The sequence below is a fragment of the Escherichia sp. E13S3 genome, from assembly GCF_004212325.1.
Taxonomy (GTDB): Bacteria; Pseudomonadota; Gammaproteobacteria; order Enterobacterales; family Enterobacteriaceae; genus Escherichia.
Map to the genome: position 1 here is coordinate 41034 of NZ_RHJR01000010.1, position 23561 is coordinate 64594.

Sequence of the window (23561 nt, forward strand, 5' to 3'; positions counted from 1 at the left end):
TGTTTCTTATGCGGGGGTCTTTTGACGAACTGCCGCGTCCTGGCGGGCGTGTTCAAGCAGATTCTGCAAGTAATGCAGAGTGGGTGCCGGGACCAGTGGCGCGATAGCCGTGAGATCGTTTTTCACCAGCAGTTGACGTACCCGGGAAGCGGATATCGGCAGTTCCTGGTAACGCAGTCGCTCAATTTCAACCAGTTCGATGGGCGGTGCGGAGATGGTCGGTGTTTCCAGCCAGTAGCGCATATCCTGGTTGTACTGAGCGGTCACGCGACAAATGGGTTCAGTACCAACAAAGCGGTGAGTAACGCCCAGCGCGGGCGCGAGGTACTGACGGAAAATTTTCAGGTCAATTTCGGTGTAACAATGGTTGATGACGCTCTGTTCTTTAATGAAGTAGCAGGGGAACGTGGCGCGGGAGATGATGTACTCGGAGCCGCGATGCACGGTCAGACGCGGAATATCGGCGGTGCCTTTTAACACCAGATCTAACCGGTCGTCATAGGGAAAGCGTGAAGAATCTTCTTTGACTAAAAACAGATGCAGCCAGTCGCACTGTGCCGCAGCTTGTTGAATCAGATAACGGTGGCCGTTAGTAAAGGGATTGGCGTTCATGACGATACAGCCAATCTTCTTCCCTTCATGACGGAATTTCTTCAGCGATTCGGCATAGCGTTTCAGACGTGTGGCGCTATTTTCCATTAACACCATCACGCCAGGTACGCTGGTTAACGTGTAGAAACCGCACTGACGGAACAGCGCCTCGTATTCGGTTTTGGTATAAATAAACAGATGCGTGCTGTGCCGTTCATAGGCGAGGTTTATCAGTTCAGTGGCTAATGTCAGAGCCAGTCCTTCACCGCGAACTGATTCACTAATAGCGACGCACTTAATGATATTTCCGGCAATTCCGCCGCAGGCAATAAGGCGGTCGTTACGGGTTACGGTAATTAATACCTCGACCGTGGTGTCAACACTCAAATCATTTTCATGCAGAAAGTGGGTAATTTCCGCCATCTTTTTATTTTCTGAACGTTTTACCCGGGTGAAAATATCATTGCCGAACATAATAAATAGTATCCTGAAGGTGCATGTTGTTATCGGGTTGCAACAAATGTTGTTCGATGTAGCAAATTGATAACCTTTTATTTTCAGTTGAGAGAAAGGGCTGTGAGTGAGGTATTTCTGTTTCTCCTTTCGCCATACATCCTAAGGAGTATTGCATCGTGAAATTTTGATTTATTTCACATAGAGTTAGTGGTTTTTTATTTATTTAATGGTTTTAAGTTTTTTAATTAATGTAATTACGAATTGACCCATAGGTTTAATTGATTTAATTGATTTAATGAATGAAATTTGTCACGATCATATTTGATATTTATAAATCGAGATTCAACATTTTAATTACATCCGCCAAAAAACAGGGCTTACCCCGCAAGGAAAACAATGTTGCAGCTTAATGAGAATAAACAGTTTGCTTTTTTCCAACGACTGGCGTTCCCGCTGCGTATTTTTTTGCTGATTCTGGTGTTCTCGATATTTGTCATCGCTGCGTTGGCGCAATATTTTACCGCCAGCTTTGAGGACTATTTAACGCTTCATGTTCGTGATATGGCAATGAATCAAGCGAAAATTATTGCCTCCAATGACAGTATCATCACCGCAGTGAAAACGCGTGACTACAAACGACTGGCTACTATTGCCAACAAATTGCAAAGAGATACCGACTTCGATTATGTGGTGATTGGTGACCGGGATTCGATCCGCCTTTACCATCCTAATCCGGAAAAGATTGGTTACCCCATGCAGTTTACCAAACCGGGAGCGCTGGAAAGAGGGGAGAGTTACTTCATCACCGGCAAAGGGTCGATAGGTATGGCAATGCGCGCCAAAACGCCGATCTTTGATGACGATGGCAAAGTCATTGGCGTGGTGTCGGTGGGGTATCTGGTAAGTAAAATCGATAGCTGGCGGGCAGAGTTTTTATTACCGATGGTGGGCGTGTTTGTCGTGCTGTTAGGCATTCTGATGCTGCTGTCGTGGTTCTTAGCTGCGCATATCCGCCGCCAGATGATGGGGATGGAACCAAAGCAGATTGCGCGCGTGGTCCGCCAGCAAGAGGCGCTTTTTAGTTCGGTTTATGAAGGGCTGATTGCGGTGGACCCGTATGGGCATATTACTGCCATCAACCGCAACGCAAGAAAAATGTTGGGGCTGAGTTCCCCCGGACGGCAGTGGCTGGGCAGACCTATTGCAGAGGTTGTTAGACCGGCTGATTTTTTTACCGAACAAATTGATGAAAAACGTCAGGATGTGGTGGCGAATTTTAATGGTCTGAGCGTTATTGCTAACCGCGAAGCTATTCGTTCTGGTGATGATTTGCTAGGTGCAATTATTAGTTTTCGTAGTAAAGACGAAATATCTACCCTTAATGCGCAACTGACGCAAATTAAACAATATGTCGAAAGCCTGCGCACACTACGTCATGAACATCTCAATTGGATGTCTACGCTCAATGGTCTGTTGCAGATGAAAGAGTATGATCGTGTGCTGGCGATGGTTCAGGGGGAGTCCCGGGCTCAGCAGCAACTTATTGATAGTCTGCGTGAAGCATTTTCCGACCGCCAGGTGGCGGGGCTTCTTTTTGGTAAAGTGCAGCGCGCCCGGGAGCTGGGGCTAAAAATGACAATTGTTCCAGGCAGCCAACTTTCACAACTGCCGCAAGGGCTGGACAGCACTGAATTTGCGGCGATTGTGGGCAACTTACTCGATAATGCCTTCGAAGCCAGTCTGCATAGTGATGAAGGGAGTAAGACAGTCGAATTATACCTGAGCGATGAAGGCGACGACGTGGTAATCGAAGTGGCCGATCAGGGCTGCGGCATTCCAGAGTCTCTTCGCGACAAAATATTTGAGCAGGGCGTCAGTACGCGTGCTGATGAACCCGGTGAGCATGGCATTGGGTTGTATCTTATTGCCAGCTATGTAACGCGCTGCGGTGGAGTTATTACTCTCGAAGAGAATGATCCCTGCGGTACTTTATTTTCAATCTATATTCCGAAAGTGAAACCTGATGACAGCTCCATTAACCCTATTGATCGTTGAGGACGAAACACCGTTGGCAGAAATGCATGCGGAATATATTCGTCACATTCCCGGCTTCAGTCAGATATTGCTGGCGGGAAACCTGGCGCAGGCCCGAATGATGATCGAGCGTTTTAAGCCGGGGCTTATCTTGCTGGATAACTATCTCCCTGATGGTAGAGGCATTAATTTGTTGCATGAGTTGGTGCAGACGCATTACCCCGGCGATGTGGTGTTTACCACTGCCGCCAGCGATATGGAAACGGTATCTGAGGCTGTGCGCTGCGGTGTGTTTGATTATTTAATCAAGCCAATCGCTTATGAGCGTCTGGGGCAGACATTAACTCGTTATCGCCAGCGTAGACACATGCTGGAAAGTATTGATAGCGCCAGTCAGAAGCAAATTGATGAGATGTTCAACGCTTACGCTCGCGGTGAACCAAAGGATGAGCTGCCAACTGGCATTGACGCGTTGACGCTAAACGCAGTGAGAAAACTGTTCAAGGAGCCTGGTGTGCAACATACGGCTGAGACAGTAGCGCAGGCTTTAACCATAAGCCGCACCACTGCGAGACGTTATCTTGAATATTGCGCCAGCCGACATCTGATCATCGCCGAGATTGTTCACGGCAAAGTCGGCCGGCCACAGCGCATTTACCACAGCGGATGAAGAGAGTGCCGGAGGACGCGCTCCTCCGGCCTGGGAAATTACTTACCAGCAACCGCGGCGGTAGTACCGGGTACCATCAACTCTGTAGCCACAATGACAATCACCAGCCCAACAAGCACCGGCACCGAGGTGCGTTTAACCACTTCAAAAGGTGATATTTTAGCCATCCCCGCAACGGCAACCACCACGCCAGAGACTGGCGAAAGCGTGCGCCCCAGGTTTGACGCCTGCAGCATCGGGATTGTCAGGTACGCCGGGTTAATGCCGGAAGAGTGTGCCAGTTTCGGGATCATCTCAACAAAGGCATAGAAAGGCGCATTGCCGGAACCCGTGGTGACTGCTGCCAGCATTGTCAGGATAACCAGCACCAGCATCAGGATAATGCTCGCCGAACCGAACGAGGTGGCGATTGAGATCAGGCTCTGGATAAAGCCGATGGTGCTAAGGCCCTGAGCGAAAACCCCTGCGGCAACTAATAACATGACTACGTTAGCGAAGGCATCAGCCATGCCGCGGTAAGCTACCTCGAGGCCCGAAAAGACTTTTTGCGTATTAAAGCCGCGAAGAAATTCCAGAACAGAGGCAATCAGCATACAGATCACCAGAATGGTGATGATGTGCAATTGCGGACCCCATTTGCCGTCAAAAAATAGCACGCCAATGATCGGTGTAAACGGCAGAATGGCGTAAAACGCGGGCGCGGTGGTTGTTATTTCGCTGACATCTAACATTTCATGAGAGATGTGCTCTTTTTTGTCCAGATAACGCTGCCAGAAAAAGTGGGCAATCGCCATGCCGATAATCGCAGCAATTGAGATAGGAAGTGTTGTTTTGAAGGCGAAGTCAATCAGCGGCATTTCAGAAGCCTGTGCTGCCAGCACCACATCACCAGATGTTGGTGCGAGAATAATTGCTGCTGGTGAGGCACAAATGGCAGCTGCCGCGCCGCGACTGATACCAACGTTCACCATCACCGGGAACAACGTTGCCATCAGTAAAACGCCAAGACCGGTTGCGGAAGAGACTGCCAGTGACATCAGACAGGCGACAAAGTAGGCGGCAATCATCAGCAGGTAAGGGGAGTTAATGTACTGCAGCGGTTTTGATGCCAGTTTGACAACCATATCGTTCGCGCCAATGTGGGTCATATAAGCGGCAAAGCCACACAGCATCATGATCATCATGCCGAGATCGCCGCCACGGCTCATCAGTAATATTTTAATGTATTCAACGATATCTGTGGCGCTGTAGCCAGTGGAAGTCTGGCTGGAAGGTAAAACTTTGTGTCCCATTATAGCGCTGATGATCAGCAGTAGCAGGCCGCCAACAAATAGCACCCCGGTGGCGGAATACCCTTTAATGATGTAGCGAGCTACACCCACAATAACGACAACCCCAATAAGGAGTTCAATAAATGTCTGCATATTCTTTCCTGTCTCCAGAATCTACAATAAATAATAAAAAAGTCCTAAAATAAGAAAAAAATATGCCGAATAAATTGACATCGGATGCTGATTGAAATCAAGAAAGCTGTCATTAAGACATTGATGTTGTTGTTTTTATACCTGGATAACAAAATTTATTTTAGGGGGAGTAATTACAACATAACGATGTTTATAAACTGATGAATAATTGATGCGATTTTGTTAATTGTTTTATGGTGTTTTGTCCGTCCAAAAAATAATCTTGTATGCGTATCATGTGGCAATGCAAACAATGACTTTATTGATGGTTTATTGTATCTAATTGAAAAATAAATGAATGATAATTATTTTTATGAGTGTAACTTTTATTTGCATGAGTTGTTCTTTAGCTGAAAATATTTCTTAGTCTCCGGAATAATCCGATGGTTTTATTAGTAAATTTCATGAAATAAATTTTTTCAGACACTCGGATTATTCTTTATGTTTGCCTTGTTAAGGTTGTATTTATTTTTCTTTGGCTATGCTGGTAATATATTTTTGATAAGTTTTCTGTGGTTGCTAATGGGCGCTAGTAAATGTGTTACCGTATTTTCCTTTACTTTTATTCAGTTAATCAGCATTGAAGAAGTTTCTGCTAGTGCAGAGCAATGGATTGCGACATTTAAAGATAATGTCGCAGAAACCTGGCTGCGGCCAGAACATTATGATCTGTATATTCCCGCCATTACCTGGCATGCACGTTTCGCTTATGACAAAGAAAAAACCGATCGCTACAACGAAAGACCGTGGGGTGGCGGTTTTGGTCAGTCGCGTTGGGATGAGAAAGGCAACTGGCACGGTTTGTACGTGATGGCGTTTAAGGATTCATGGAATAAATGGGAGCCCATTGCCGGATACGGTTGGGAAAGTACCTGGCGACCGCTTGCCGATGAAAACTTTCATGTCGGTCTGGGATTCACCGCTGGTGTGACGGCGCGTGATAACTGGAACTACATACCTGTTCCGCTGATACTGCCATTGGCTTCTGTGGGCTATGGCCTTGCAACTTTTCAGATGACCTATATCCCTGGCACTTACAACAATGGCAATGTTTACTTTGCCTGGATGCGGTTTCAGTTTTAGACAAGTCATGTTTTAATAAAAACCTTAAAAATCAGTATGTAATGAAATTAACATCAAAAATAACGCGACTTTTATCACTTTTTAGTAAAGTTGCACTGGACAAAGCGTACCACAATTGGTGTACTGGTAACCGACACAGCATTTGTGTCTATTTTTCATGTAAAGGTAATTTTGATGTCTAAGATTAAAGGTAACGTTAAGTGGTTTAATGAGTCCAAAGGATTCGGTTTCATTACTCCGGAAGACGGCAGCAAAGATGTGTTCGTACACTTCTCTGCAATCCAGACTAATGGTTTTAAAACTCTTGCTGAAGGTCAGCGCGTAGAGTTCGAAATCACTAACGGTGCCAAAGGCCCTTCTGCTGCAAACGTAATCGCTCTGTAAGATACGTCAGCAAGAATTCAAAACCCGCTTATTCAGCGGGTTTTTTTTGGTCTTCAGTGTGCGGTTGATGCTGAAAATAGCCAAAAAGCCAGTGCGGTCATGGCAAAGGAACCTAACAGGTTAACGAAGACGTTCAGTAGCGCCCAGCCAAAACGCCCCTCCTGCAATAAAAACACCACTTCTGCCGAAAATGTTGAGAAGGTCGTTAGCCCGCCACAAAAACCAGTGGTGATTAATACTTTCCACACCGGATCGATATTAGTCATGCGGCTAAACCAGGCAAATCCCATTCCTATGATAAATGCCCCAATCAGGTTTGCTGCCAGAGTTCCGAGTGGAATAGCCTGGTGCAGTGGGTTAAACCGCATACTTAACATCCATCTCGCCACGCTTCCCGTACCACCACCAATAAAAACTGCTAAAAGGAGTTGTAACACAGCTAAATCCTGCTATTTGATTTGTATGAGTGATAAGTTTAACGCCGAATATTCGTCGTTGGCGAATTTTACAACTCTGACAGGAGGTGGCAATGCTGGTTGCCGCAGGACAATTTGCTGTAACATCAATATGGGAAAAGAACGCTGAGATTTGCGCTTCGTTAATGGCACAGGCGGCGGAAAACGACGTATCGCTGTTTGTCCTGCCGGAAGCGCTTCTGGCGCGCGACGATCTTGACCCGAATTTGTCAGTTAAATCTGCACAGTTGCTGGAAGGGGAATTCCTCGGACGTTTACTGCGGGAAAGTAAACGTAACATGATGACGACGATTCTGACGATTCATGTTCCCTCAACCCCTGGGCGCGCGTGGAATATGCTGGTGGCGCTGCAGGCGGGGAAAATTGTCGCCCATTATGCCAAATTGCATCTCTATGATGCGTTTGCCATTCAGGAGTCGCGCCATGTGGATGCAGGTGATGAAATAGCCCCTTTACTGGAGGTTGAAGGCATGAAAGTGGGGCTGATGACCTGCTATGATTTACGCTTTCCAGAGTTGGCATTAGCCCTGGCATTACAGGGGGCGGAAATCCTGATCCTGCCAGCGGCCTGGGTTCGCGGGCCACTCAAAGAGCACCACTGGTCAACCTTGCTAGCCGCTCGTGCTCTGGATACCACCTGTTATATGGTGGCTGCGGGGGAGTGCGGGAACAAAAATATCGGGCAAAGCCGGATTATAGATCCCTTTGGCATCACCATTGCAGCAGCGGCAGAAATGCCAGCGCTCATTATGGCGGAAGTGACGCCCGAACGTGTGCGTCAGGTGCGCGCGCAACTTCCCGTCTTAAACAACCGTCGCTTTGCGCCGCCGCAATTATTATGATGTTTTTTTACTCGGTGCTTGATTCACCTTGTTACAGATTGCTATTGTGTGCGCGCGTCGAATGACCGTTAATATTCTCTGGTTTTTAAGGCGCGTTCTGTTGCCAGTTTTATGTCAAGAAGGTATCTATGGGTGAGATTAGTATTACCAAACTGCTGGTAGTTGCGGCGCTGGTCGTTCTGCTGTTTGGGACTAAGAAGTTACGTACGCTGGGCGGAGACCTGGGAGCGGCCATTAAAGGGTTCAAGAAAGCGATGAATGATGATGACGCTGCGGCTAAAAAAGGCGCAGACGTTGATATTCAGGCTGAAAAGCTCTCTCATAAAGAGTGACGTGGCGAGCAGGACGCTCCCTCAATATCTTGTTCGATAAAAAAACCCGCTTCAGATAGCGGGTTTTTTATCAGACAGATGTAAGCAATTATTACACGATTACTTAACTTCCATCCCTTTTGCCTGCAAGTCGGCGTGATACGAAGAGCGGACAAACGGACCGCATGCAGCATGGGTAAAGCCCATCGCCAGCGCTTCGGCCTTCATTTCATCAAACTCATCCGGGCTAACGTAGCGTTGTACCGGCAGGTGATGGCGGCTTGGCTGCAGATATTGCCCCAGTGTCAACATGGTTACACCATGGCGGCGCAGATCGCGCATGACTTCAATGATCTCTTCATTGGTTTCACCCAGTCCCACCATCAAACCGGATTTGGTCGGGATCTCCGGATGCGCTTCTTTAAAGCGTTCCAATAGTTTTAGCGACCAGTTGTAATCTGCGCCCGGGCGTACCTGACGGTAAATACGCGGTACGTTTTCCAGGTTGTGGTTGAACACGTCTGGCGGCGTGGCGGTCAGAATATCCAGTGCGCGATCCATACGACCACGGAAATCCGGCACCAGAGTTTCAATTTTGATTTCCGGGCTTTTTTCCCGGATGGCAGTAATGCAATCCGCAAAGTGCTGGGCTCCGCCATCGCGCAGGTCATCGCGGTCAACGGAGGTGATAACCACATAACGCAGCGCCATATCAGCAATGGTCTGCGCCAGTTTTACCGGCTCGTTGGCATCCGGGGCGACCGGGCGACCGTGGGCAACGTCACAGAACGGACAACGGCGCGTACAAATGGCGCCGAGGATCATAAACGTTGCTGTGCCGTGGTTGAAGCATTCTGCCAGGTTAGGGCAGGAGGCTTCCTCACAGACAGAATGCAGGCCATTTTTGCGCATTGCGGCTTTGATGCCCTGGATACGTGTAGAGTCCGCGGGAAGCTTGATTTTCATCCATTCCGGCTTGCGCAGCAGGGCTTCGCGCTCTGTTGCCACGTTTTTAACCGGGATAAGGGCCATCTTATCGGCATCGCGGTATTTAACACCGCGTTCCATCACAATGGGTTTACTCATAGCGTGCGTGTTCCAGTTGCGAATTACGAAGGAAAGCGTTTCAATTCAATGGATTGTTGTAATTATCAACTATTTTTGAATTAACGACTGGCAGTATATCATTGAAACGGCCCAGAAAGCAGCCAAAGCGGTCGCGAAAATGTAAAATTGTTGTTGGTTTGTGCCATTTTATCGTTCTGCGCTGTGAACGCTATGTAACGATACTTTTTCAAAACACATTCGATAGCATCAGTTCCCCGCGAAGCACTGGAACACGCTGACTACAATGACCCAATATGATTTGGGTCATTAATGAGGGGGAATTAAGCAGGGATATATTCTACGTCAGGATTTTTGAGTAGCGCTAAAATATTTGCCAGTAAGCGTGGTGCAATATTATCGGTGGTCGCATCAGGTTTCCATTGTGATATTTTTGCCATTTCCATCCCGGCATAACCACAAGGGTTGATACGTAAAAATGGCGAAAGATCCATATTGACGTTTAATGCCAGACCGTGGAATGAACAGCCGCGGCGAATACGCAATCCGAGCGAACAAATTTTCTTTTCCCCAACGTAGACACCTGGAGCATCAGCCCGAGGGTGCGCTTCAATATCCAGCTCGGCCAGGGTATTCACTACCGTTTGTTCGAGCAAGGTCACCAGTTCACGCACGCCCAGCTTCCTACGTTTGAGGTTAAGCAACACATACATCACCTGTTGCCCCGGCCCGTGATAAGTTACCTGGCCGCCGCGATCGCTCTGGATCACCGGAATATCACCCGGCATTAAAATATGTTCCGCTTTACCTGCTTGTCCCTGGGTAAATACAGGATGGTGTTCAACCAACCAGATTTCATCAAGGGTATTTTCATCACGGGTATCGGTGAATTCATGCATAGCCTGAGAAATAGGCTCGTAAGGCTGAAGGCCGAGCTGGCGGACAAGAATTTTATCCTGATACAAAACGGCATCTCCGTGGAGAATGAGTAAAAGTGGGGAAAATTATATCACAGCGAGGGGAGGGGAGTTACCCGACCAGAGGCCGGGTAACGGAGAAGCGAATTACAGAACCATACGGACGATATCGATTTTGCCCAGTTCTTCGTACAGAGTTTCAACCTGCTCGATATGAGTTGCGTTGATAGTGATAGATACCGAGTGGTAGTTGCCTTTGCTGCTTGGTTTTACCGTTGGGTTGTAGTCACCTGGCGCATGGCGCTGTACCACTTCAACCACCTGATCAACCAGCTCAGGTAACGCCTGCCCCATTACTTTGTAGGTAAAAGGAGTAGGGAATTCAAGCAGTTCGTTAAGTTTGGTTTTCATGTCAGCTCCGGCGTAACGTAATTAAATAGCAACTCCCGCCAGAGGGCGGGAGTTTTTTACTGATGCTTAGTATATGGGGGCGGAAATTACACTTTCAAGTGTTCAATTTTTAGCCGAACCAGTGATGGAACATTAATTTAATGTAATCAATGATTTTGCCGAAGAAGTTACCTTCCGGAATTTCCTGTAACACCACCAGCGGGCGCTGTTCGATAGTTTTGCCATCAAGTTGGAAGTTGATGGTGCCAACGACCTGGTTCTTTTGCAGCGGCGCATGTAGTTCACTGCTGTTCAGCACGTAGCTGGCTTTCAGGTCTTTCATGCGGCCACGCGGAATGGTCAGGTAAACGTCTTTATCAACCCCTAACGAAGCGCGGTCAGTATTACCAAACCATACCGGTTCAGAGGCGAACTCTTTGCCAACTTTCAGCGGGTTAACCGTTTCGAAGAAACGGAAGCCCCAGGTCAGCAGTTTTTTACTTTCGGTTTCACGGCCTTTGAACGTGCGTCCACCCATGACTGCGGAGATCAGACGCATCTGACCTTCCGTTGCGGAGGCGACAAGGTTGTAGCCCGCCTTATCAGTATGGCCAGTTTTGATACCGTCGACATTCAGGCTGTTATCCCATAGCAGGCCGTTACGGTTGAGCTGGCGAATACCGTTAAAGGTAAACTCTTTCTCTTTATAGATAGCGTATTCGTTAGGGACATCACGAATCAGGGCCTGACCGATCAGCGCCATATCACGCGCGGAGCTGTACTGACCGTCAGCGTCCAGACCGTGTACAGTCTGGAAGTGGGTATTTTTCAGGCCCAGGGCGTTAACGTAACTGTTCATCAGACCAACGAAAGCATCCTGGCTACCGGCGGCGAAGTCAGCCATGGCAACACAAGCATCGTTACCAGATTGCAGGTTGATACCACGGATAAGCTGAGAAACCGGTACCTGCATGCCAGGTTTGAGGAACATCAGCGAAGAACCTCTGAACACCGGGTTACCGGTGGCCCAGGCGTCATTGCCGATGGTCACTAAATCAGATTCTTTGAATTTACCTGCTTTCATTGCCTGGCCGATAACGTAGCTGGTCATCATTTTGGTCAGACTTGCAGGGTCGCGACGGACATCCGCATTTTGCTCGGCGAGCACTTTGCCGGAGTTATAGTCGATCAGGATGTAAGACTCCGCGTCGATCTGCGGTACACCCGGGATCATGGTTTTGATATTCAGGTCATCGGCATGTGCAGCAGAGATAAAGGCTGTGCAAAGAGCCGTGGTGAGCGCCAGGCGCTTCATGATACGAGCGGAAAAAATGGTATTCATGGTCTGAACTACGACATCCGTGATGGAATTTAAAATAAGTGCCCTACTATAGCAAATGCACTACCGCCAGGCATCTGACTTTCCGCGTGACTTTGTTAACGTCATTTACAGAAATTGACATTTCAGATGCCTGCTTTACGTTATTGCGCGGTGGTAATAAATGACTGTAATTGGGCTTCGGTTTGTAAACGTTGCTGTAAGGCACTGGCTTCAGCTTTGTTGGCAAATGGACCAAGCTGAATACGCCAGACCGCGCCGTTTTGGGTCACGCGACCGGGTACGCCGAACTTTTGTCCCAGTTGCTGTTGATACTGTTGCGCGCGTGCCTGATCGCTAACGGCCCCCACTTGCACCATAAAGTTACCGCTGGCGCTTTGCGAAGCGGCTTGCGGTGTCACCATTGCAGGTGTTGTTGCAGGTGCCGAGACAACGGGCTGTGGTGCAGGCGTCGGTTCGCTGCCTTCCAGTACGCCGGGCGCCAGGGTGGTCGGTGCGCCGAGGAAGCCGCTGCTGGTTACCGGCGCGCCGGTCGGATCTTCGCTTTTCAGCGTCGAGTTGCTGACCGGGAGAATATCACCCTGCGGGACAGACATAGAGTTTGTTCCGCTGCCGCCGTTTAAATCGGGCGGTGCAGGCAGGGCGTAAGTCTGTTTGGCAATGGTAGTACAAGCCATGCCTGGGCCAGAAAATGAACCATCCTGGGCGACGATAATAGGATCGATACGAACTTTTGTATTGTTCGAGGTGTTAAGACGGTCAGCTGCCGCGCGTGAAAGTGAAATCACACGGTCGTTGCCGTAGGGACCGCGATCGTTAATGCGCACCACGATCATCCGCCCATTAGCCAGGTTGGTGATTCTGGCGTAGCTGGGGATGGGGAGCGTTGGATGCGCCGCCGTCAGCTGCGTTGGATCAAATGCTTCGCCAGATGCTGTCAGATTGCTGCCAGGTTCGGCATCATAAATGGCTGCAAGGCCCGCCTGGCTAAAGCGTGAAGGGTCCTGCACGATTTTGTAGCTTCTGCCGTCGCGCTGATAATCCTGATTTGCCGTCGCGTTCAGTGGTTCGAAACGTGGTTCCGCCCCGCTAATTTCAACTATAGGGCCGTTACATACCGCAGGCTGCGGCACACTTACCGTCTGTTGCTGACCATCATCGCTAGTACATGCCGCGAGCATTCCTGCCGCGATGCAGATCCCGAGCCACTGCTTACGCATTCGCACCTCTTACACGCTTTTCGACAACATTTTCCTGTGGGTGTGGATTGACATCACAATCCCAAACCCAGCCATCAGCACTATGAGCGCCGATCCTCCATAACTGACCAGCGGGAGTGGAACCCCTACAACCGGCAGAATACCGCTTACCATACCAATATTTACGAAGACATAAACGAATAATATCAGCATTAAGCCGCCAGCCATGACGCGACCAAAGGTAGTTTGTGCTCTGGCTGCAATCCACAGTCCGCGCATGATGAGCAGAATATAGAGAGCAAGCAGAATCAAAATACCCACTAATCCCAACTCTTCCGCCAGTACCGCGAAGATAAAATCGGTATGGCGTTCGGGCAGAAATTCAAGCTGTGACTGGGTACCGTGCAGCCAGCCTTTACCGCGTAATCCGCCGGAGCCAATAGCAATTTTAGACTGAATAATGTGATAGCCCGCGCCGAGTGGGTCTGATTCCGGGTCGAGTAGCATCATTACGCGCTGGCGCTGGTAATCATGCATCAGGAAGAACCACAAGATTGGGATAAATGCTGCCACCAGTACCACTGCAACGCCAATCAGGCGCCAGCTAAGTCCGGAGAGAAACAGTACAAACAGACCGGAAAGTGCAACGAGGATTGACGTCCCCAGGTCAGGCTGCGCTGCCACCAGCAACGTGGGCATAAAAATCAGCACCAGCGCGATGGCGGTATTTTTTAACGACGGCGGGCAAACGTCACGGTTGATAAAGCGAGCCACCATGAGCGGCACAGCTATTTTGGCGATTTCCGAGGGTTGGAAACGGACGATACCGAGATCCAGCCAACGTTGAGCGCCTTTGGAGATGGCCCCAAAGGCATCTACCGCTACCAGCAAAATAATACAGATGATATAGAGATAGGGCGCCCAGCCTTCATAAACGCGCGGCGGAATTTGGGCCATCACCACCATAATGACCAGCCCCATCGCGATCTGGCCGATTTTACGCTCCATCATGCCGATGTCCTGGCCGCTGGCGCTCCAGATTACCAGGGCGCTGTAGACCAGTAATGCCAGTAAGATCAGTAGCATTGTGGGATCAAGATGGACTTTATCCCAGAATGTTTTTTTATTCGGATTATCCGTCATGATTAATGGTCCTCCGCAGCAGTAACCGCCGGGTTTTCTGCAGGCAGATCGGTGTTGTTGTCACCAAGCATAATATGGTCGAGGATCTGGCGCATCAGCGTACCGACCGCCGGGCCAGCCCCGCCGTTTTCCAGAATCATAGCGACAGCGACTTGCGGATTGTTATACGGCGCAAACGCGGTCATCAGTTTGTGGTCGCGCAGACGCTCGGCAATTTTGTGCGCATTATAGGTTTCGTTCGCCTTCAGGCCGAAGACCTGTGCGGTACCGGATTTCGCCGCAATTTTGTAGGGCGCGCTGGCAAAGTATTTATGTGCCGTACCGTTAGGACGGTTAGCAACACCAAACATGCCGTCTTTCGCCAGTTCCCAGTAACCAGAATGAATATCGCCTACCGGCGGTTCATGCGGCTGTACCCACGGCACTTGTTTGCCATTTTCGGCGGTGCTCATCAGCAAATGCGGAACCTTCACAATACCGTCGTTAATCAGGATCATCAGTGCTTTGTTCATCTGGATAGGGGTCGCTGTCCAGTACCCCTGACCGATACCGACAGGAATGGTGTCACCCTGATACCACGGTTTTTTAAAGCGTTTCTGTTTCCATTCGCGGGTCGGCATATTACCGGAACGTTCTTCCGACAGGTCGATACCGGTGTAATGACCGTAGCCAAATTTACCCATCCATTCAGAAAGGCGGTCGATGCCCATATCGTAGGCAACCTGATAGAAGAAGGTATCTGCTGACTCTTCTAGCGATTTAGTGACATTCAGGCGACCGTGGCCCCATTTTTTCCAGTCACGATAACGCTTTTCAGACCCCGGTAACTGCCACCATCCAGGATCAAACAGGCTGGTATTACGGGTGATCACCCCTGCACTTAATGCCGAAACCGCCACATAAGGTTTAACCGTCGACGCTGGCGGATAAACCCCCTGCGTGGCACGGTTCACCAGTGGTGTGTTCGGGTCGTTCAGCAACGCGGAATAATCTTTGCTGGAGATACCGTCAACAAACAGGTTAGGGTCGTAACTTGGCGTGGAAACCAGCGCCAGCACGCCACCTGTACGCGGATCGGTGACTACAACAGCGGCACGACTGCCCGCCAGCAGTGTTTCAATATACTGCTGGAGCTTGAGATCAATTGTCAGGTAAATATCATGCCCGGCCTGCGGCGATACTTCTTTTAACTGGCGGATGACGCGACCGCGGTTGTTAACTTCAACTTCTTCATAACCCGTCTGGCCGTGCAGAACATCTTCGTAGTAACGTTCAATCCCCAGCTTGCCGATATCATGTGTTGCGGCATAGTTGGCCAGTTTGCCGTCATTATTTAGTCGCTCGACGTCTTTATCGTTAATTTTCGAGACATAACCGATAACGTGGGTCAACGCTGAACCATAGGGATAGTAACGACGTTTATAGCCTTTAACTTCCACACCTGGAAAACGGTACTGGTTAACGGCGAAACGCGCCACCTGAACTTCAGTCAGGTTGGTTTTCACCGGAATAGAGGTAAAACGGTGCGAACGTGCACGCTCCTTTCGAAACGCGGCGATATCGTCATCGGTCAGGTCAACCACGCTGCGCAGGGCGTCCAGAGTCTGCTGCACGTTATCGACTTTCTCCGGCATCATCTCTATCTGATAGATAGTTCGGTTGAGCGCCAGAGGGATACCGTTACGGTCGTAGATAATGCCGCGGCTGGGGGCGATAGGCACCAGCTTAATGCGGTTTTCATTAGAACGGGTCTGGTAATCGGTAAAGCGAACAATTTGTAGGTTATACAAGTTGGCGATGAGCACGCCGGTTAGCAGCAAAATCCCCAAAAAGGCGACCAGCGCCCGGCGCACAAACAGCGCGGACTCTGCCGAATAGTCGCGAAAAGAGTTCTGTAATTTCATCCGCTGCGTTTTCTACTTAAGGCTACCATATCACTCACGGTGATAAGGATGGTTGGTGGTAATGCTCCACGCCCGGTACAGACTCTCTGCGACCAGTACGCGAACCAGCGGATGGGGGAGGGTAAGCGCCGAAAGTGACCAGCTTTGTTCTGCCGCCGCTTTACAGGCAGGCGATAACCCTTCCGGCCCGCCAATCAGCAAGCTGACATCGCGGCCATCCAGCTTCCAGCGTTCCAGTTCAGCGGCTAACTGTGGCGTGTCCCAGGGCTTGCCTGGGATATCAAGGGTGACAATGCGGTTTTTACCTGCGGCAGCCAGCATTTGTTCACCCTCTTTGTCGAGTATGCGCTTGATATCCGCGTTCTTGCCGCGTTTTCCCGCCGGAATTTCAATCAGTTCAAAAGGCATATCTTTCGGAAAACGACGCAGGTACTCGGTAAAACCGGTTTGTACCCAGTCCGGCATTTTCGTTCCCACGGCGACAAGTTGCAGCTTCACGCATTAACTCCAGAGTTTTTCCAGCTCATACAGGCGACGGCTCTCTTCCTGCATAACATGGACAATCACATCACCTAGATCGACCACAATCCAGTCGGCGCCGTTTTCACCTTCAACGCCGAGAGGCAATAAACCCGCAGCGCGAGATTCCTGAACCACGTGGTCAGCAATGGACATAACATGGCGGCTGGATGTACCCGTACAGATGATCATACAGTCGGTGATACTGGATTTGCCCTGAACGTCTAAGGCGATGATGTCCTGACCTTTGAGGTCATCAATTTTGTCGATAACAAAATCCTGGAGTGCTTTACCCTGCAAGTTTTCCCCCTGGGTGAAATAAAAAAGATAAAAATGGTCTGTCAGTATACCTGAAGCAGAGGCGATTTCGGGACAAATGTCAGCAAATCGGCTCTTGAAAGTGGGCTATCATCCCACCCCGCGTCACAGATTGCATCGCCATTTTTGTAAAACAATTTCTACAAAGTCGTGTATGGCGGAAAAGTCAGGTTGCGGAGAATATCAGCCTGCCCGGGCCTGTCAATGTCCGTTGCGGCTTACCTGTAAAAAAACAGAAAAGTCATGCATCTTCGCACCAGATGGCACGGCTATTGAGGACACGTAGAGTTGCGAACTCGCCATTGATATCAATGGCGCTCCAGCAGCCCTGGTCTACACGAAAATGCCACATTGCCTCGGGAGGCATGCCGATTAAGCGGGCAATCAACAGGCTCAACACACCCTGGTGGCTAACGATCAATATGTTTTTGTGCTGCTGATACTCACCAAGTCCGGCAATAAACCTTTCTATCCGCTGTGAAAATGCCTGAAAGCCTTCACCGCGAGTAGGGATGGTATGCTGCCAGTCATTGCACCAGGCACTATAGTTTTCGGCATCTTCTTGCATCAGCTCGCGATGATGCCGCATTTCCCAGTCACCAAAAAACATTTCGTTGAGTTCAGGGATGATTTGCACAGGGAGTTGACGGTCGTCAAGAACCAGGCGCGCGGTGTGCTGCGCCCGTTCCAGTTCACTGCATAAAACCCTATCGAAGGGAACATCACGTAGCAGTGTATGCAAGCTTTTCGCCTGCGCGATACCGCGCTCCGTAAGTGGTGTAGGCGCATGACCGCTGTATAACCCGTCGACATTCGCTTGCGTTTCACCGTGACGAATTAACCACAGTCGCATCATTCCCTCCGTGACGGCAGATATCAGCGATACAAGCCTTGTTGGTTAATGTAAGTCAGTACCGATTCTGGTAACAATTCCTCACAAGATTCGCCGTTTTGCAAACGCTCGCGGATGATTGTCGCCGAGATGTTGAACCACGGCGTTTCGGCGAGATAAATTTTACCAGCAGGCTGAAGATGCAGATCTTCCGGATTATGCGTCAAATGATCTTCCAGCCACTGCTGGTACTGCGGTTGTGCCATTTCCAGCGGATAACCTGGACGTCGACAGACTATCAAATGTGCATTGTCGAGAATCGTTTCGTATTCATACCAGGTCGGAAAGTTCAGCAGCGAGTCCTGACCGATAATAAACGCCAGCGGCACATCTGGGCCTTGCTCCTGCCGCCACTCTTTTAACGTCTGCGACGTGTAAGAGGGGGCATTACGCTTTAACTCGCGTTCATCAAGGGTAAACAGCGACTTGTCGGCAATCGCCAGTTCAAGCATGTGTTTTCGCTGCACGCTGTTCGCTTCAGGCTGGGGGCGATGCGGAGGAACGTTGTTAGGGATAATCGTTACTCGCGTCAGACCAATCAGATTCGCCAGCGTTTCCACGGGTTTTAGATGGCCATAATGCACCGGGTCGAAGGTGCCGCCAAACAGAGCTTGTAAAGATTTCATATCAACCGTCGATAAATACGTCTGCCAGTGGTTTATGACACAAAAGAAGAGATAATCCCTCCAGTTCTGCCCACACGGACTGACCGTAATCTTGTTTGAGAGTAAGTTCCGTTCGTGTCAGGAGTTGTACAGCCTGACGTAACTGTGGCTGACTCAGGCGATTTAGCGCTTCGCTAATCATGTTACGACGGTTCTGCCATACCCGATGCTTGTCAAACAGCGCACGCAGTGGAGTATGAGCAGACTGACGCTTCAGATTAACCAGCAGCAACAGCTCACGTTGCAAAGTACGCAACAAAATCACCGGCTCACTGCCTTCCAGGCGCAACTGCTGAAGAATATGCAATGCACGCTTGCTTTTGCCACTCAACAAAGCGTCAACCCAATGAAAAGGGGTGAAATGTGCGGCATCATTCACCGCTTGCTCAACGCGCGGCAGTGTCAGTTTGCCGTCCGGCCAGAGTAGCGATAAACGCTCCAGTGCTTGTGCCAGCGCCAGCAGGTTTCCTTCATAACAGTAGCAGAGCACCTGATTCGCCGCGTCATCCAGTTCTAAATTGAGCTGTTTTGCTCGCGCGGCAACCCAGCGAGGAAGCTGGGCTTGTTCTGGGGTCTGGCAAGTAACCTGCACGCTACGGTTTGCAAGCGCGGTAAACCAGGCGGCATTTTCCTGCGCTTTGCTTAATTTATTACCGCGTACGATCAACAGCAGATCGTCATGCAGCAATCCGGTGAGCGTGAGGAGTTGTTCATTGATCGCCGCATTTGGCCCATTTTCAGGTAGCACTAACAACAAGGTTTGCCGACTGGCAAACAGGCTCATTGCCTGGCATAGCGAAAAGATCGCATTCCAGTCAGTGTTGGGATCAATGGAAAAAGTATGGTGTTCTTCAAACCCTTGTGCGGCGGCGACCTGACGAATGGCGTCCTGGCTTTCTTGCAACAACAGGGGATCGTTACCAAGTAAAAGATAGGCTGCGCGCAGCCCTTCAGTGAGCTGCGCGCGGAGCTGTTCCGGGTACAACCGAATCATCAGTTACCCAGCGTGGTGGAGACGCGTGCAGGCGTTGCTGTGGTATCCGTTGTTGTCGACGTTTCTTCGTCGGAACGGACGTCCGCAGCGCGAATGCTTGGCAGCTTACGAATAAGCTGTTCGGCGGCACGGTCGTACATCTCTTTAATGATCATGTCCTGCTCGTTATCTTTCGCTAACGCCATTTGCGGGTTATCGAAGAACGAACGGAAGACTTTGGCGCTAATCGGGTAGATATCACGGCCGGGGATCAACACGGTCGCATTAACCGTCATGATCATCTGATACTCTGCTGTTTGACCGTTACGGAATACCGATGCGGTATCTTTCGCAATGCTCACTTTACCCAAACGCAGGGATGGAACGTCCTTACGCGTGGTTTCTTTATCAAGCAACTCGACACCGTTCAGACGTAACTGGTTACGCACCGCACGGCTTAACGGCCCGTTCGGATCGCCTGAGTCCAGGATCATGACCTTCATAGTGGAAGGAACCTGCGTGGTATCACGCAGATGCCAGCCACACCCGGCGGTGATTAACACCGCCAGAGATAACAACAATGTTGCCAGATATCGCACGCTTCCTCCCGCGCTTAGCCAACGACCAGATTGAGGAGTTTACCTGGTACGTAAATCACTTTACGCACGGTAACGCCATCAAGATATTTTGCTACCAGATGTTCCTGGCCAGCACGTTCACGAACTTGTTCTTCCGTTGCATCCACCGGAACGGTGATTTTGGCACGGACTTTACCGTTAACCTGAACAACGACCAGCGTGGAGTCTTCCACCATCGCTTTTTCGTCAGCCACCGGCCACGGCGCGTTGTCGATATCGCCTTCGCCTTTCAGCTCCTGCCACAGCGTGAAACAGATGTGTGGGGTGAACGGGTTAAGCATACGAACTACCGCCAGCAGCGCTTCCTGCATCAGGGCGCGATCCTGCTCGCCATCGGTCGGTGCTTTCGCCAGTTTGTTCATCAGCTCCATAATCGCCGCAATTGCGGTGTTGAAGGTCTGACGACGACCGATATCATCGGTCACTTTAGCGATCGTTTTATGCACATCGCGACGCAGCGCTTTCTGATCTTCAGTCAGTGCATCGACGTTCAGTGCCGCAACATCACCTTTAGCAGTATGCTCGTACACCAGTTTCCAGACACGTTTCAGGAAGCGGTTAGCCCCTTCCACGCCAGACTCCTGCCATTCAAGAGTCATATCCGCCGGAGAAGCAAACATCATAAACAGACGAACGGTGTCCGCGCCGTAACGTTCAACCATCACCTGCGGGTCGATACCGTTGTTCTTCGACTTGGACATTTTGCTCATGCCGGTATAAACCAGTTCATGGCCTGCCGCGTCTTTCGCTTTCACGATACGGCCTTTTTCGTCACGTTCAACGATAGCATCAACCGGGGAAACCCAGTTACGTTCGCCGTTTTCGCCAACATAGTAGAAGGCATCTGCCAGCACCATACCCTGACACAGCAACTGTTTCGCTGGTTCGTCAGAGTTCACCATGCCTGCATCACGCATCAGTTTGTGGAAGAAGCGGAAGTAGAGCAGGTGCATGATGGCGTGTTCGATACCACCAATGTAGATATCCACCGGCAGCCAGTAGTTAGCCGCTTCGGAATCCAGCATACCTTCTTTGTACTGCGGGCAAGTGTAGCGCGCATAGTACCAGGAGGACTCCATAAAGGTGTCGAAAGTGTCGGTTTCACGCAGCGCTGGCATACCGTTAACGGTAGTTTTTGCCCACTCCGGATCTGCTTTAATCGGGCTGGTAATGCCGTCCATCACCACATCTTCCGGCAGGATCACCGGCAGCTGGTCGTCCGGGGTCGGCATTACAGTACCGTCTTCCAGCGTCACCATCGGAATCGGCGCGCCCCAGTAACGTTGACGGGAAACACCCCAGTCGCGCAGGCGGTAGTTTACTTTACGCTCGCCAACGCCCATCGCAGTCAGTTTATCGGCGATGGCGTTGAAGGCCGCTTCATGGTCAAGACCGTTGAACTCGCCAGAGTTGAACAGCACGCCTTTTTCAGTCAGTGCCTGCTGAGAAAGATCGGGTTCAGAACCATCAGCCGCCAGGATAACCGGTTTGATGTTCAAGCCGTATTTAGAGGCAAACTCGTAGTCGCGCTGGTCGTGACCCGGAACCGCCATAACTGCGCCCGTGCCGTATTCCATCAATACGAAGTTTGCTGCCCAAACGGGAATTTCTTCGCCCGTTAATGGGTGAACCGCTTTAAAGCCAGTATCGACGCCTTTTTTCTCCATCGTCGCCATTTCAGCTTCGGCAACTTTGGTGTTACGGCATTCGTCAATAAAGGCCGCCAGTTCTGGATTATTTTCCGCCGCTTTCTGCGCCAGCGGATGACCTGCCGCTACCGCCAGGTAGGTACAACCCATAAAGGTGTCCGGGCGGGTAGTGTAAACGGTCAGCGTGTTGTCATAGTCGTTAACGTTGAAGGTGATTTCTACGCCTTCGGAACGACCGATCCAGTTACGCTGCATGGTTTTAACGGTGTCTGGCCAGTGATCCAGTTTATCCAGATCGTTGAGCAGCTCGTCAGCGTAAGCGGTGATTTTGATAAACCACTGCGGGATCTCTTTACGTTCAACTTTGGTATCGCAGCGCCAGCAGCAGCCGTCGATAACCTGTTCGTTCGCCAGTACGGTCTGGTCGTTCGGGCACCAGTTGACCGCAGAGGTCTTCTTATACACCAAGCCTTTTTTATACAGCTCGGTGAAGAATTTCTGTTCCCAACGGTAGTATTCTGGCGTACAGGTTGCCAGCTCGCGGCTCCAGTCATAACCAAAGCCCAGCATTTTGAGCTGGTTTTTCATGTACGCGATGTTGTCGTACGTCCACGGTGCTGGCGCGGTGTTGTTTTTTACCGCCGCGCCTTCCGCAGGCAGACCAAACGCGTCCCAGCCGATCGGCTGCAGAACGTTTTTGCCCAGCATGCGCTGGTAGCGGGCGATCACGTCACCGATGGTGTAGTTGCGTACGTGGCCCATGTGTAGTCGACCAGAAGGATAGGGAAGCATAGACAGGCAGTAATACTTCTCTTTGCTCTCGTCTTCGGTTACTTCAAATGTGCGCTTCTCATCCCAATGAAGCTGTACTTTGGATTCTATCTCTTCCGGGCGGTATTGCTCTTGCATGGCAGCCAGTGGTCCTGTTTTCATTACGGCTACAAAAGTAGCGTTAGAGGTGGTTTTTCAGATCCGCATAGCATAGCCCAAACGTCCGCGTCAAAACAGCCTTTCGCGCACTCGACGTTGAAATCGCACAGCGGTAATCCTTGCACGAATTTACACACTCTGTGGGCAGTCTTGCAAAGTTGAGCGTAAATAACGTCTATTATTATAGCCAGTTAACGACACGGGAGATGAAATGATGAACAAGGTTGCTCAATATTACCGTGAACTGGTGGCGTCATTAAGCGAGCGACTGCGTAATGGCGAACGCGATATCGATGCACTGGTAGAACAGGCGCGTGAGCGTGTAATAAAAACAGGGGAGTTAACGCGGACCGAGGTCGATGAACTGACTCGGGCCGTCAGACGTGACCTGGAAGAGTTCGCCATGAGTTATGAAGAGAGCCTGAAGGAAGAATCCGACAGCGTTTTTATGCGGGTGATTAAAGAAAGCCTCTGGCAGGAACTGGCGGACATCACCGATAAAACGCAGCTTGAATGGCGTGAAGTTTTCCAGGATCTCAATCATCACGGGGTTTATCACAGCGGAGAAGTGGTAGGGCTGGGGAATCTGGTCTGCGAGAAATGTCACTTCCATCTCCCGATCTACACGCCGGAAGTGCTGACGCTATGCCCGAAGTGTGGTCATGATCAGTTCCAGAGACGTCCGTTCGAGCCGTAATAGTTTGATTTCG

General features: G+C 50.1%; 24 protein-coding genes. 7 read left to right on the forward strand and 17 right to left on the reverse strand.

Annotated elements, in window-relative coordinates; all coding sequences use genetic code 11:
* Positions 1 to 6: 6 nt before the first annotated feature.
* A complete protein-coding gene (gene citC / locus D9597_RS11790; protein WP_130222590.1) occupies positions 7 to 1065 on the reverse strand; it encodes a [citrate (pro-3S)-lyase] ligase in 1059 nt (352 codons plus the stop codon).
* Between the two features lie 378 nt (positions 1066 to 1443).
* Here citC and dpiB point away from each other — a divergent pair, with 378 nt between their 5' ends.
* Positions 1444 to 3102, forward strand: coding sequence for a sensor histidine kinase DpiB (gene dpiB, locus D9597_RS11795; protein WP_130222592.1), 1659 nt, complete (start codon positions 1444 to 1446; stop codon positions 3100 to 3102).
* Positions 3071 to 3751, forward strand: a complete 681-nt coding sequence (dpiA, locus tag D9597_RS11800) for a two-component response regulator DpiA (RefSeq protein WP_130206469.1) — start codon at positions 3071 to 3073, stop codon at positions 3749 to 3751. Before dpiB ends, dpiA begins: the two co-directional genes overlap by 32 nt.
* A gap of 38 nt (positions 3752 to 3789) precedes the next feature.
* Here dpiA and dcuC read toward each other — a convergent pair whose 3' ends face one another.
* The gene (dcuC, locus tag D9597_RS11805) at positions 3790 to 5175 is read right to left on the reverse strand and encodes an anaerobic C4-dicarboxylate transporter DcuC (protein WP_130206471.1); all 1386 of its coding nucleotides are present in this window, start codon (positions 5173 to 5175) and stop codon (positions 3790 to 3792) included.
* Positions 5176 to 5736: 561 nt separating this feature from the next.
* Here dcuC and pagP point away from each other — a divergent pair.
* On the forward strand, positions 5737 to 6297 hold the full coding sequence (gene pagP, locus D9597_RS11810) for a lipid IV(A) palmitoyltransferase PagP (protein ID WP_130222620.1): 561 nt from the start codon (positions 5737 to 5739) through the stop codon (positions 6295 to 6297).
* Between the two features lie 174 nt (positions 6298 to 6471).
* Positions 6472 to 6681: a transcription antiterminator/RNA stability regulator CspE gene (gene cspE, locus D9597_RS11815; RefSeq protein WP_000034825.1), complete on the forward strand. Its 210-nt coding sequence runs from the start codon at positions 6472 to 6474 to the stop codon at positions 6679 to 6681.
* Positions 6682 to 6734: 53 nt separating this feature from the next.
* Here cspE and crcB read toward each other — a convergent pair whose 3' ends face one another.
* On the reverse strand, positions 6735 to 7118 hold the full coding sequence (gene crcB / locus D9597_RS11820; RefSeq protein WP_130206475.1) for a fluoride efflux transporter CrcB: 384 nt from the start codon (positions 7116 to 7118) through the stop codon (positions 6735 to 6737).
* Positions 7119 to 7210: 92 nt separating this feature from the next.
* Between crcB and D9597_RS11825 the strand changes: the two genes are divergently transcribed.
* Complete coding sequence (locus D9597_RS11825) at positions 7211 to 7999, forward strand: deaminated glutathione amidase (protein WP_130206477.1); 789 nt, start codon at positions 7211 to 7213, stop codon at positions 7997 to 7999.
* A 128-nt stretch (positions 8000 to 8127) separates the two neighbouring features.
* Positions 8128 to 8331, forward strand: a complete 204-nt coding sequence (gene tatE / locus D9597_RS11830; protein WP_064528973.1) for a twin-arginine translocase subunit TatE — start codon at positions 8128 to 8130, stop codon at positions 8329 to 8331.
* Between the two features lie 99 nt (positions 8332 to 8430).
* Here tatE and lipA read toward each other — a convergent pair whose 3' ends face one another.
* The 14 genes from lipA to leuS all read right to left on the reverse strand — a co-directional run bounded on the left by lipA (position 8431) and on the right by leuS (position 22830).
* Complete coding sequence (gene lipA / locus D9597_RS11835) at positions 8431 to 9396, reverse strand: lipoyl synthase (protein WP_000042625.1); 966 nt, start codon at positions 9394 to 9396, stop codon at positions 8431 to 8433.
* A 302-nt stretch (positions 9397 to 9698) separates the two neighbouring features.
* A complete protein-coding gene (gene lipB, locus D9597_RS11840; RefSeq protein WP_130206479.1) occupies positions 9699 to 10340 on the reverse strand; it encodes a lipoyl(octanoyl) transferase LipB in 642 nt (213 codons plus the stop codon).
* A gap of 99 nt (positions 10341 to 10439) precedes the next feature.
* Complete coding sequence (gene ybeD, locus D9597_RS11845; RefSeq protein WP_130206481.1) at positions 10440 to 10703, reverse strand: DUF493 family protein YbeD; 264 nt, start codon at positions 10701 to 10703, stop codon at positions 10440 to 10442.
* 109 nt (positions 10704 to 10812) lie between these two features.
* On the reverse strand, positions 10813 to 12024 hold the full coding sequence (dacA, locus tag D9597_RS11850; RefSeq protein ID WP_064528971.1) for a D-alanyl-D-alanine carboxypeptidase DacA: 1212 nt from the start codon (positions 12022 to 12024) through the stop codon (positions 10813 to 10815).
* A gap of 140 nt (positions 12025 to 12164) precedes the next feature.
* Entirely contained in the window at positions 12165 to 13241 is a 1077-nt protein-coding gene (rlpA, locus tag D9597_RS11855; RefSeq protein WP_130222594.1) for an endolytic peptidoglycan transglycosylase RlpA, read from the reverse strand.
* 9 nt (positions 13242 to 13250) lie between these two features.
* Entirely contained in the window at positions 13251 to 14363 is a 1113-nt protein-coding gene (gene mrdB, locus D9597_RS11860) for a peptidoglycan glycosyltransferase MrdB (RefSeq protein ID WP_000131717.1), read from the reverse strand.
* A gap of 2 nt (positions 14364 to 14365) precedes the next feature.
* Positions 14366 to 16267, reverse strand: a complete 1902-nt coding sequence (mrdA, locus tag D9597_RS11865) for a peptidoglycan DD-transpeptidase MrdA (protein ID WP_130219433.1) — start codon at positions 16265 to 16267, stop codon at positions 14366 to 14368.
* A gap of 30 nt (positions 16268 to 16297) precedes the next feature.
* Positions 16298 to 16765 (reverse strand): 23S rRNA (pseudouridine(1915)-N(3))-methyltransferase RlmH, encoded by a 468-nt coding sequence (gene rlmH / locus D9597_RS11870; protein WP_000776104.1) that lies wholly within the window; start codon positions 16763 to 16765, stop codon positions 16298 to 16300.
* A gap of 3 nt (positions 16766 to 16768) precedes the next feature.
* A complete protein-coding gene (gene rsfS / locus D9597_RS11875) occupies positions 16769 to 17086 on the reverse strand; it encodes a ribosome silencing factor (RefSeq protein WP_001161662.1) in 318 nt (105 codons plus the stop codon).
* Between the two features lie 259 nt (positions 17087 to 17345).
* Positions 17346 to 17957: an adenosylcobalamin/alpha-ribazole phosphatase gene (locus D9597_RS11880; protein WP_130222622.1), complete on the reverse strand. Its 612-nt coding sequence runs from the start codon at positions 17955 to 17957 to the stop codon at positions 17346 to 17348.
* 23 nt (positions 17958 to 17980) lie between these two features.
* Positions 17981 to 18622: a nicotinate-nucleotide adenylyltransferase gene (gene nadD, locus D9597_RS11885; RefSeq protein ID WP_064528967.1), complete on the reverse strand. Its 642-nt coding sequence runs from the start codon at positions 18620 to 18622 to the stop codon at positions 17981 to 17983.
* A gap of 1 nt (position 18623) precedes the next feature.
* Positions 18624 to 19655: a DNA polymerase III subunit delta gene (gene holA, locus D9597_RS11890; protein WP_130222596.1), complete on the reverse strand. Its 1032-nt coding sequence runs from the start codon at positions 19653 to 19655 to the stop codon at positions 18624 to 18626.
* Positions 19655 to 20233, reverse strand: coding sequence for an LPS assembly lipoprotein LptE (gene lptE / locus D9597_RS11895; protein ID WP_130219437.1), 579 nt, complete (start codon positions 20231 to 20233; stop codon positions 19655 to 19657). Before lptE ends, holA begins: the two co-directional genes overlap by 1 nt.
* 14 nt (positions 20234 to 20247) lie before the next feature.
* Positions 20248 to 22830: a leucine--tRNA ligase gene (leuS, locus tag D9597_RS11900; RefSeq protein WP_001297565.1), complete on the reverse strand. Its 2583-nt coding sequence runs from the start codon at positions 22828 to 22830 to the stop codon at positions 20248 to 20250.
* A 235-nt stretch (positions 22831 to 23065) separates the two neighbouring features.
* Between leuS and D9597_RS11905 the strand changes: the two genes are divergently transcribed.
* On the forward strand, positions 23066 to 23548 hold the full coding sequence (locus D9597_RS11905) for a zinc ribbon-containing protein (protein WP_001044880.1): 483 nt from the start codon (positions 23066 to 23068) through the stop codon (positions 23546 to 23548).
* Positions 23549 to 23561 lie beyond the last annotated feature (13 nt).

Bases quoted from the DNA above. Each gene is read 5' to 3' on its own strand.
- citC (WP_130222590.1), bottom strand. From the start codon at position 1,065: ATGTTCGGCAATGATATTTTCACCCGGGTAAAACGTTCAGAAAATAAA.
- dpiB (WP_130222592.1), top strand. From the start codon at position 1,444: ATGTTGCAGCTTAATGAGAATAAACAGTTTGCTTTTTTCCAACGACTG.
- dpiA (WP_130206469.1), top strand. From the start codon at position 3,071: ATGACAGCTCCATTAACCCTATTGATCGTTGAGGACGAAACACCGTTG.
- dcuC (WP_130206471.1), bottom strand. From the start codon at position 5,175: ATGCAGACATTTATTGAACTCCTTATTGGGGTTGTCGTTATTGTGGGT.
- pagP (WP_130222620.1), top strand. From the start codon at position 5,737: ATGGGCGCTAGTAAATGTGTTACCGTATTTTCCTTTACTTTTATTCAG.
- cspE (WP_000034825.1), top strand. From the start codon at position 6,472: ATGTCTAAGATTAAAGGTAACGTTAAGTGGTTTAATGAGTCCAAAGGA.
- D9597_RS11825 (WP_130206477.1), top strand. From the start codon at position 7,211: ATGCTGGTTGCCGCAGGACAATTTGCTGTAACATCAATATGGGAAAAG.
- tatE (WP_064528973.1), top strand. From the start codon at position 8,128: ATGGGTGAGATTAGTATTACCAAACTGCTGGTAGTTGCGGCGCTGGTC.
- lipA (WP_000042625.1), bottom strand. From the start codon at position 9,396: ATGAGTAAACCCATTGTGATGGAACGCGGTGTTAAATACCGCGATGCC.
- ybeD (WP_130206481.1), bottom strand. From the start codon at position 10,703: ATGAAAACCAAACTTAACGAACTGCTTGAATTCCCTACTCCTTTTACC.
- dacA (WP_064528971.1), bottom strand. From the start codon at position 12,024: ATGAATACCATTTTTTCCGCTCGTATCATGAAGCGCCTGGCGCTCACC.
- rlpA (WP_130222594.1), bottom strand. From the start codon at position 13,241: ATGCGTAAGCAGTGGCTCGGGATCTGCATCGCGGCAGGAATGCTCGCG.
- mrdB (WP_000131717.1), bottom strand. From the start codon at position 14,363: ATGACGGATAATCCGAATAAAAAAACATTCTGGGATAAAGTCCATCTT.
- mrdA (WP_130219433.1), bottom strand. From the start codon at position 16,267: ATGAAATTACAGAACTCTTTTCGCGACTATTCGGCAGAGTCCGCGCTG.
- D9597_RS11880 (WP_130222622.1), bottom strand. From the start codon at position 17,957: ATGCGACTGTGGTTAATTCGTCACGGTGAAACGCAAGCGAATGTCGAC.
- nadD (WP_064528967.1), bottom strand. From the start codon at position 18,622: ATGAAATCTTTACAAGCTCTGTTTGGCGGCACCTTCGACCCGGTGCAT.
- holA (WP_130222596.1), bottom strand. From the start codon at position 19,655: ATGATTCGGTTGTACCCGGAACAGCTCCGCGCGCAGCTCACTGAAGGG.
- leuS (WP_001297565.1), bottom strand. From the start codon at position 22,830: ATGCAAGAGCAATACCGCCCGGAAGAGATAGAATCCAAAGTACAGCTT.
- D9597_RS11905 (WP_001044880.1), top strand. From the start codon at position 23,066: ATGAACAAGGTTGCTCAATATTACCGTGAACTGGTGGCGTCATTAAGC.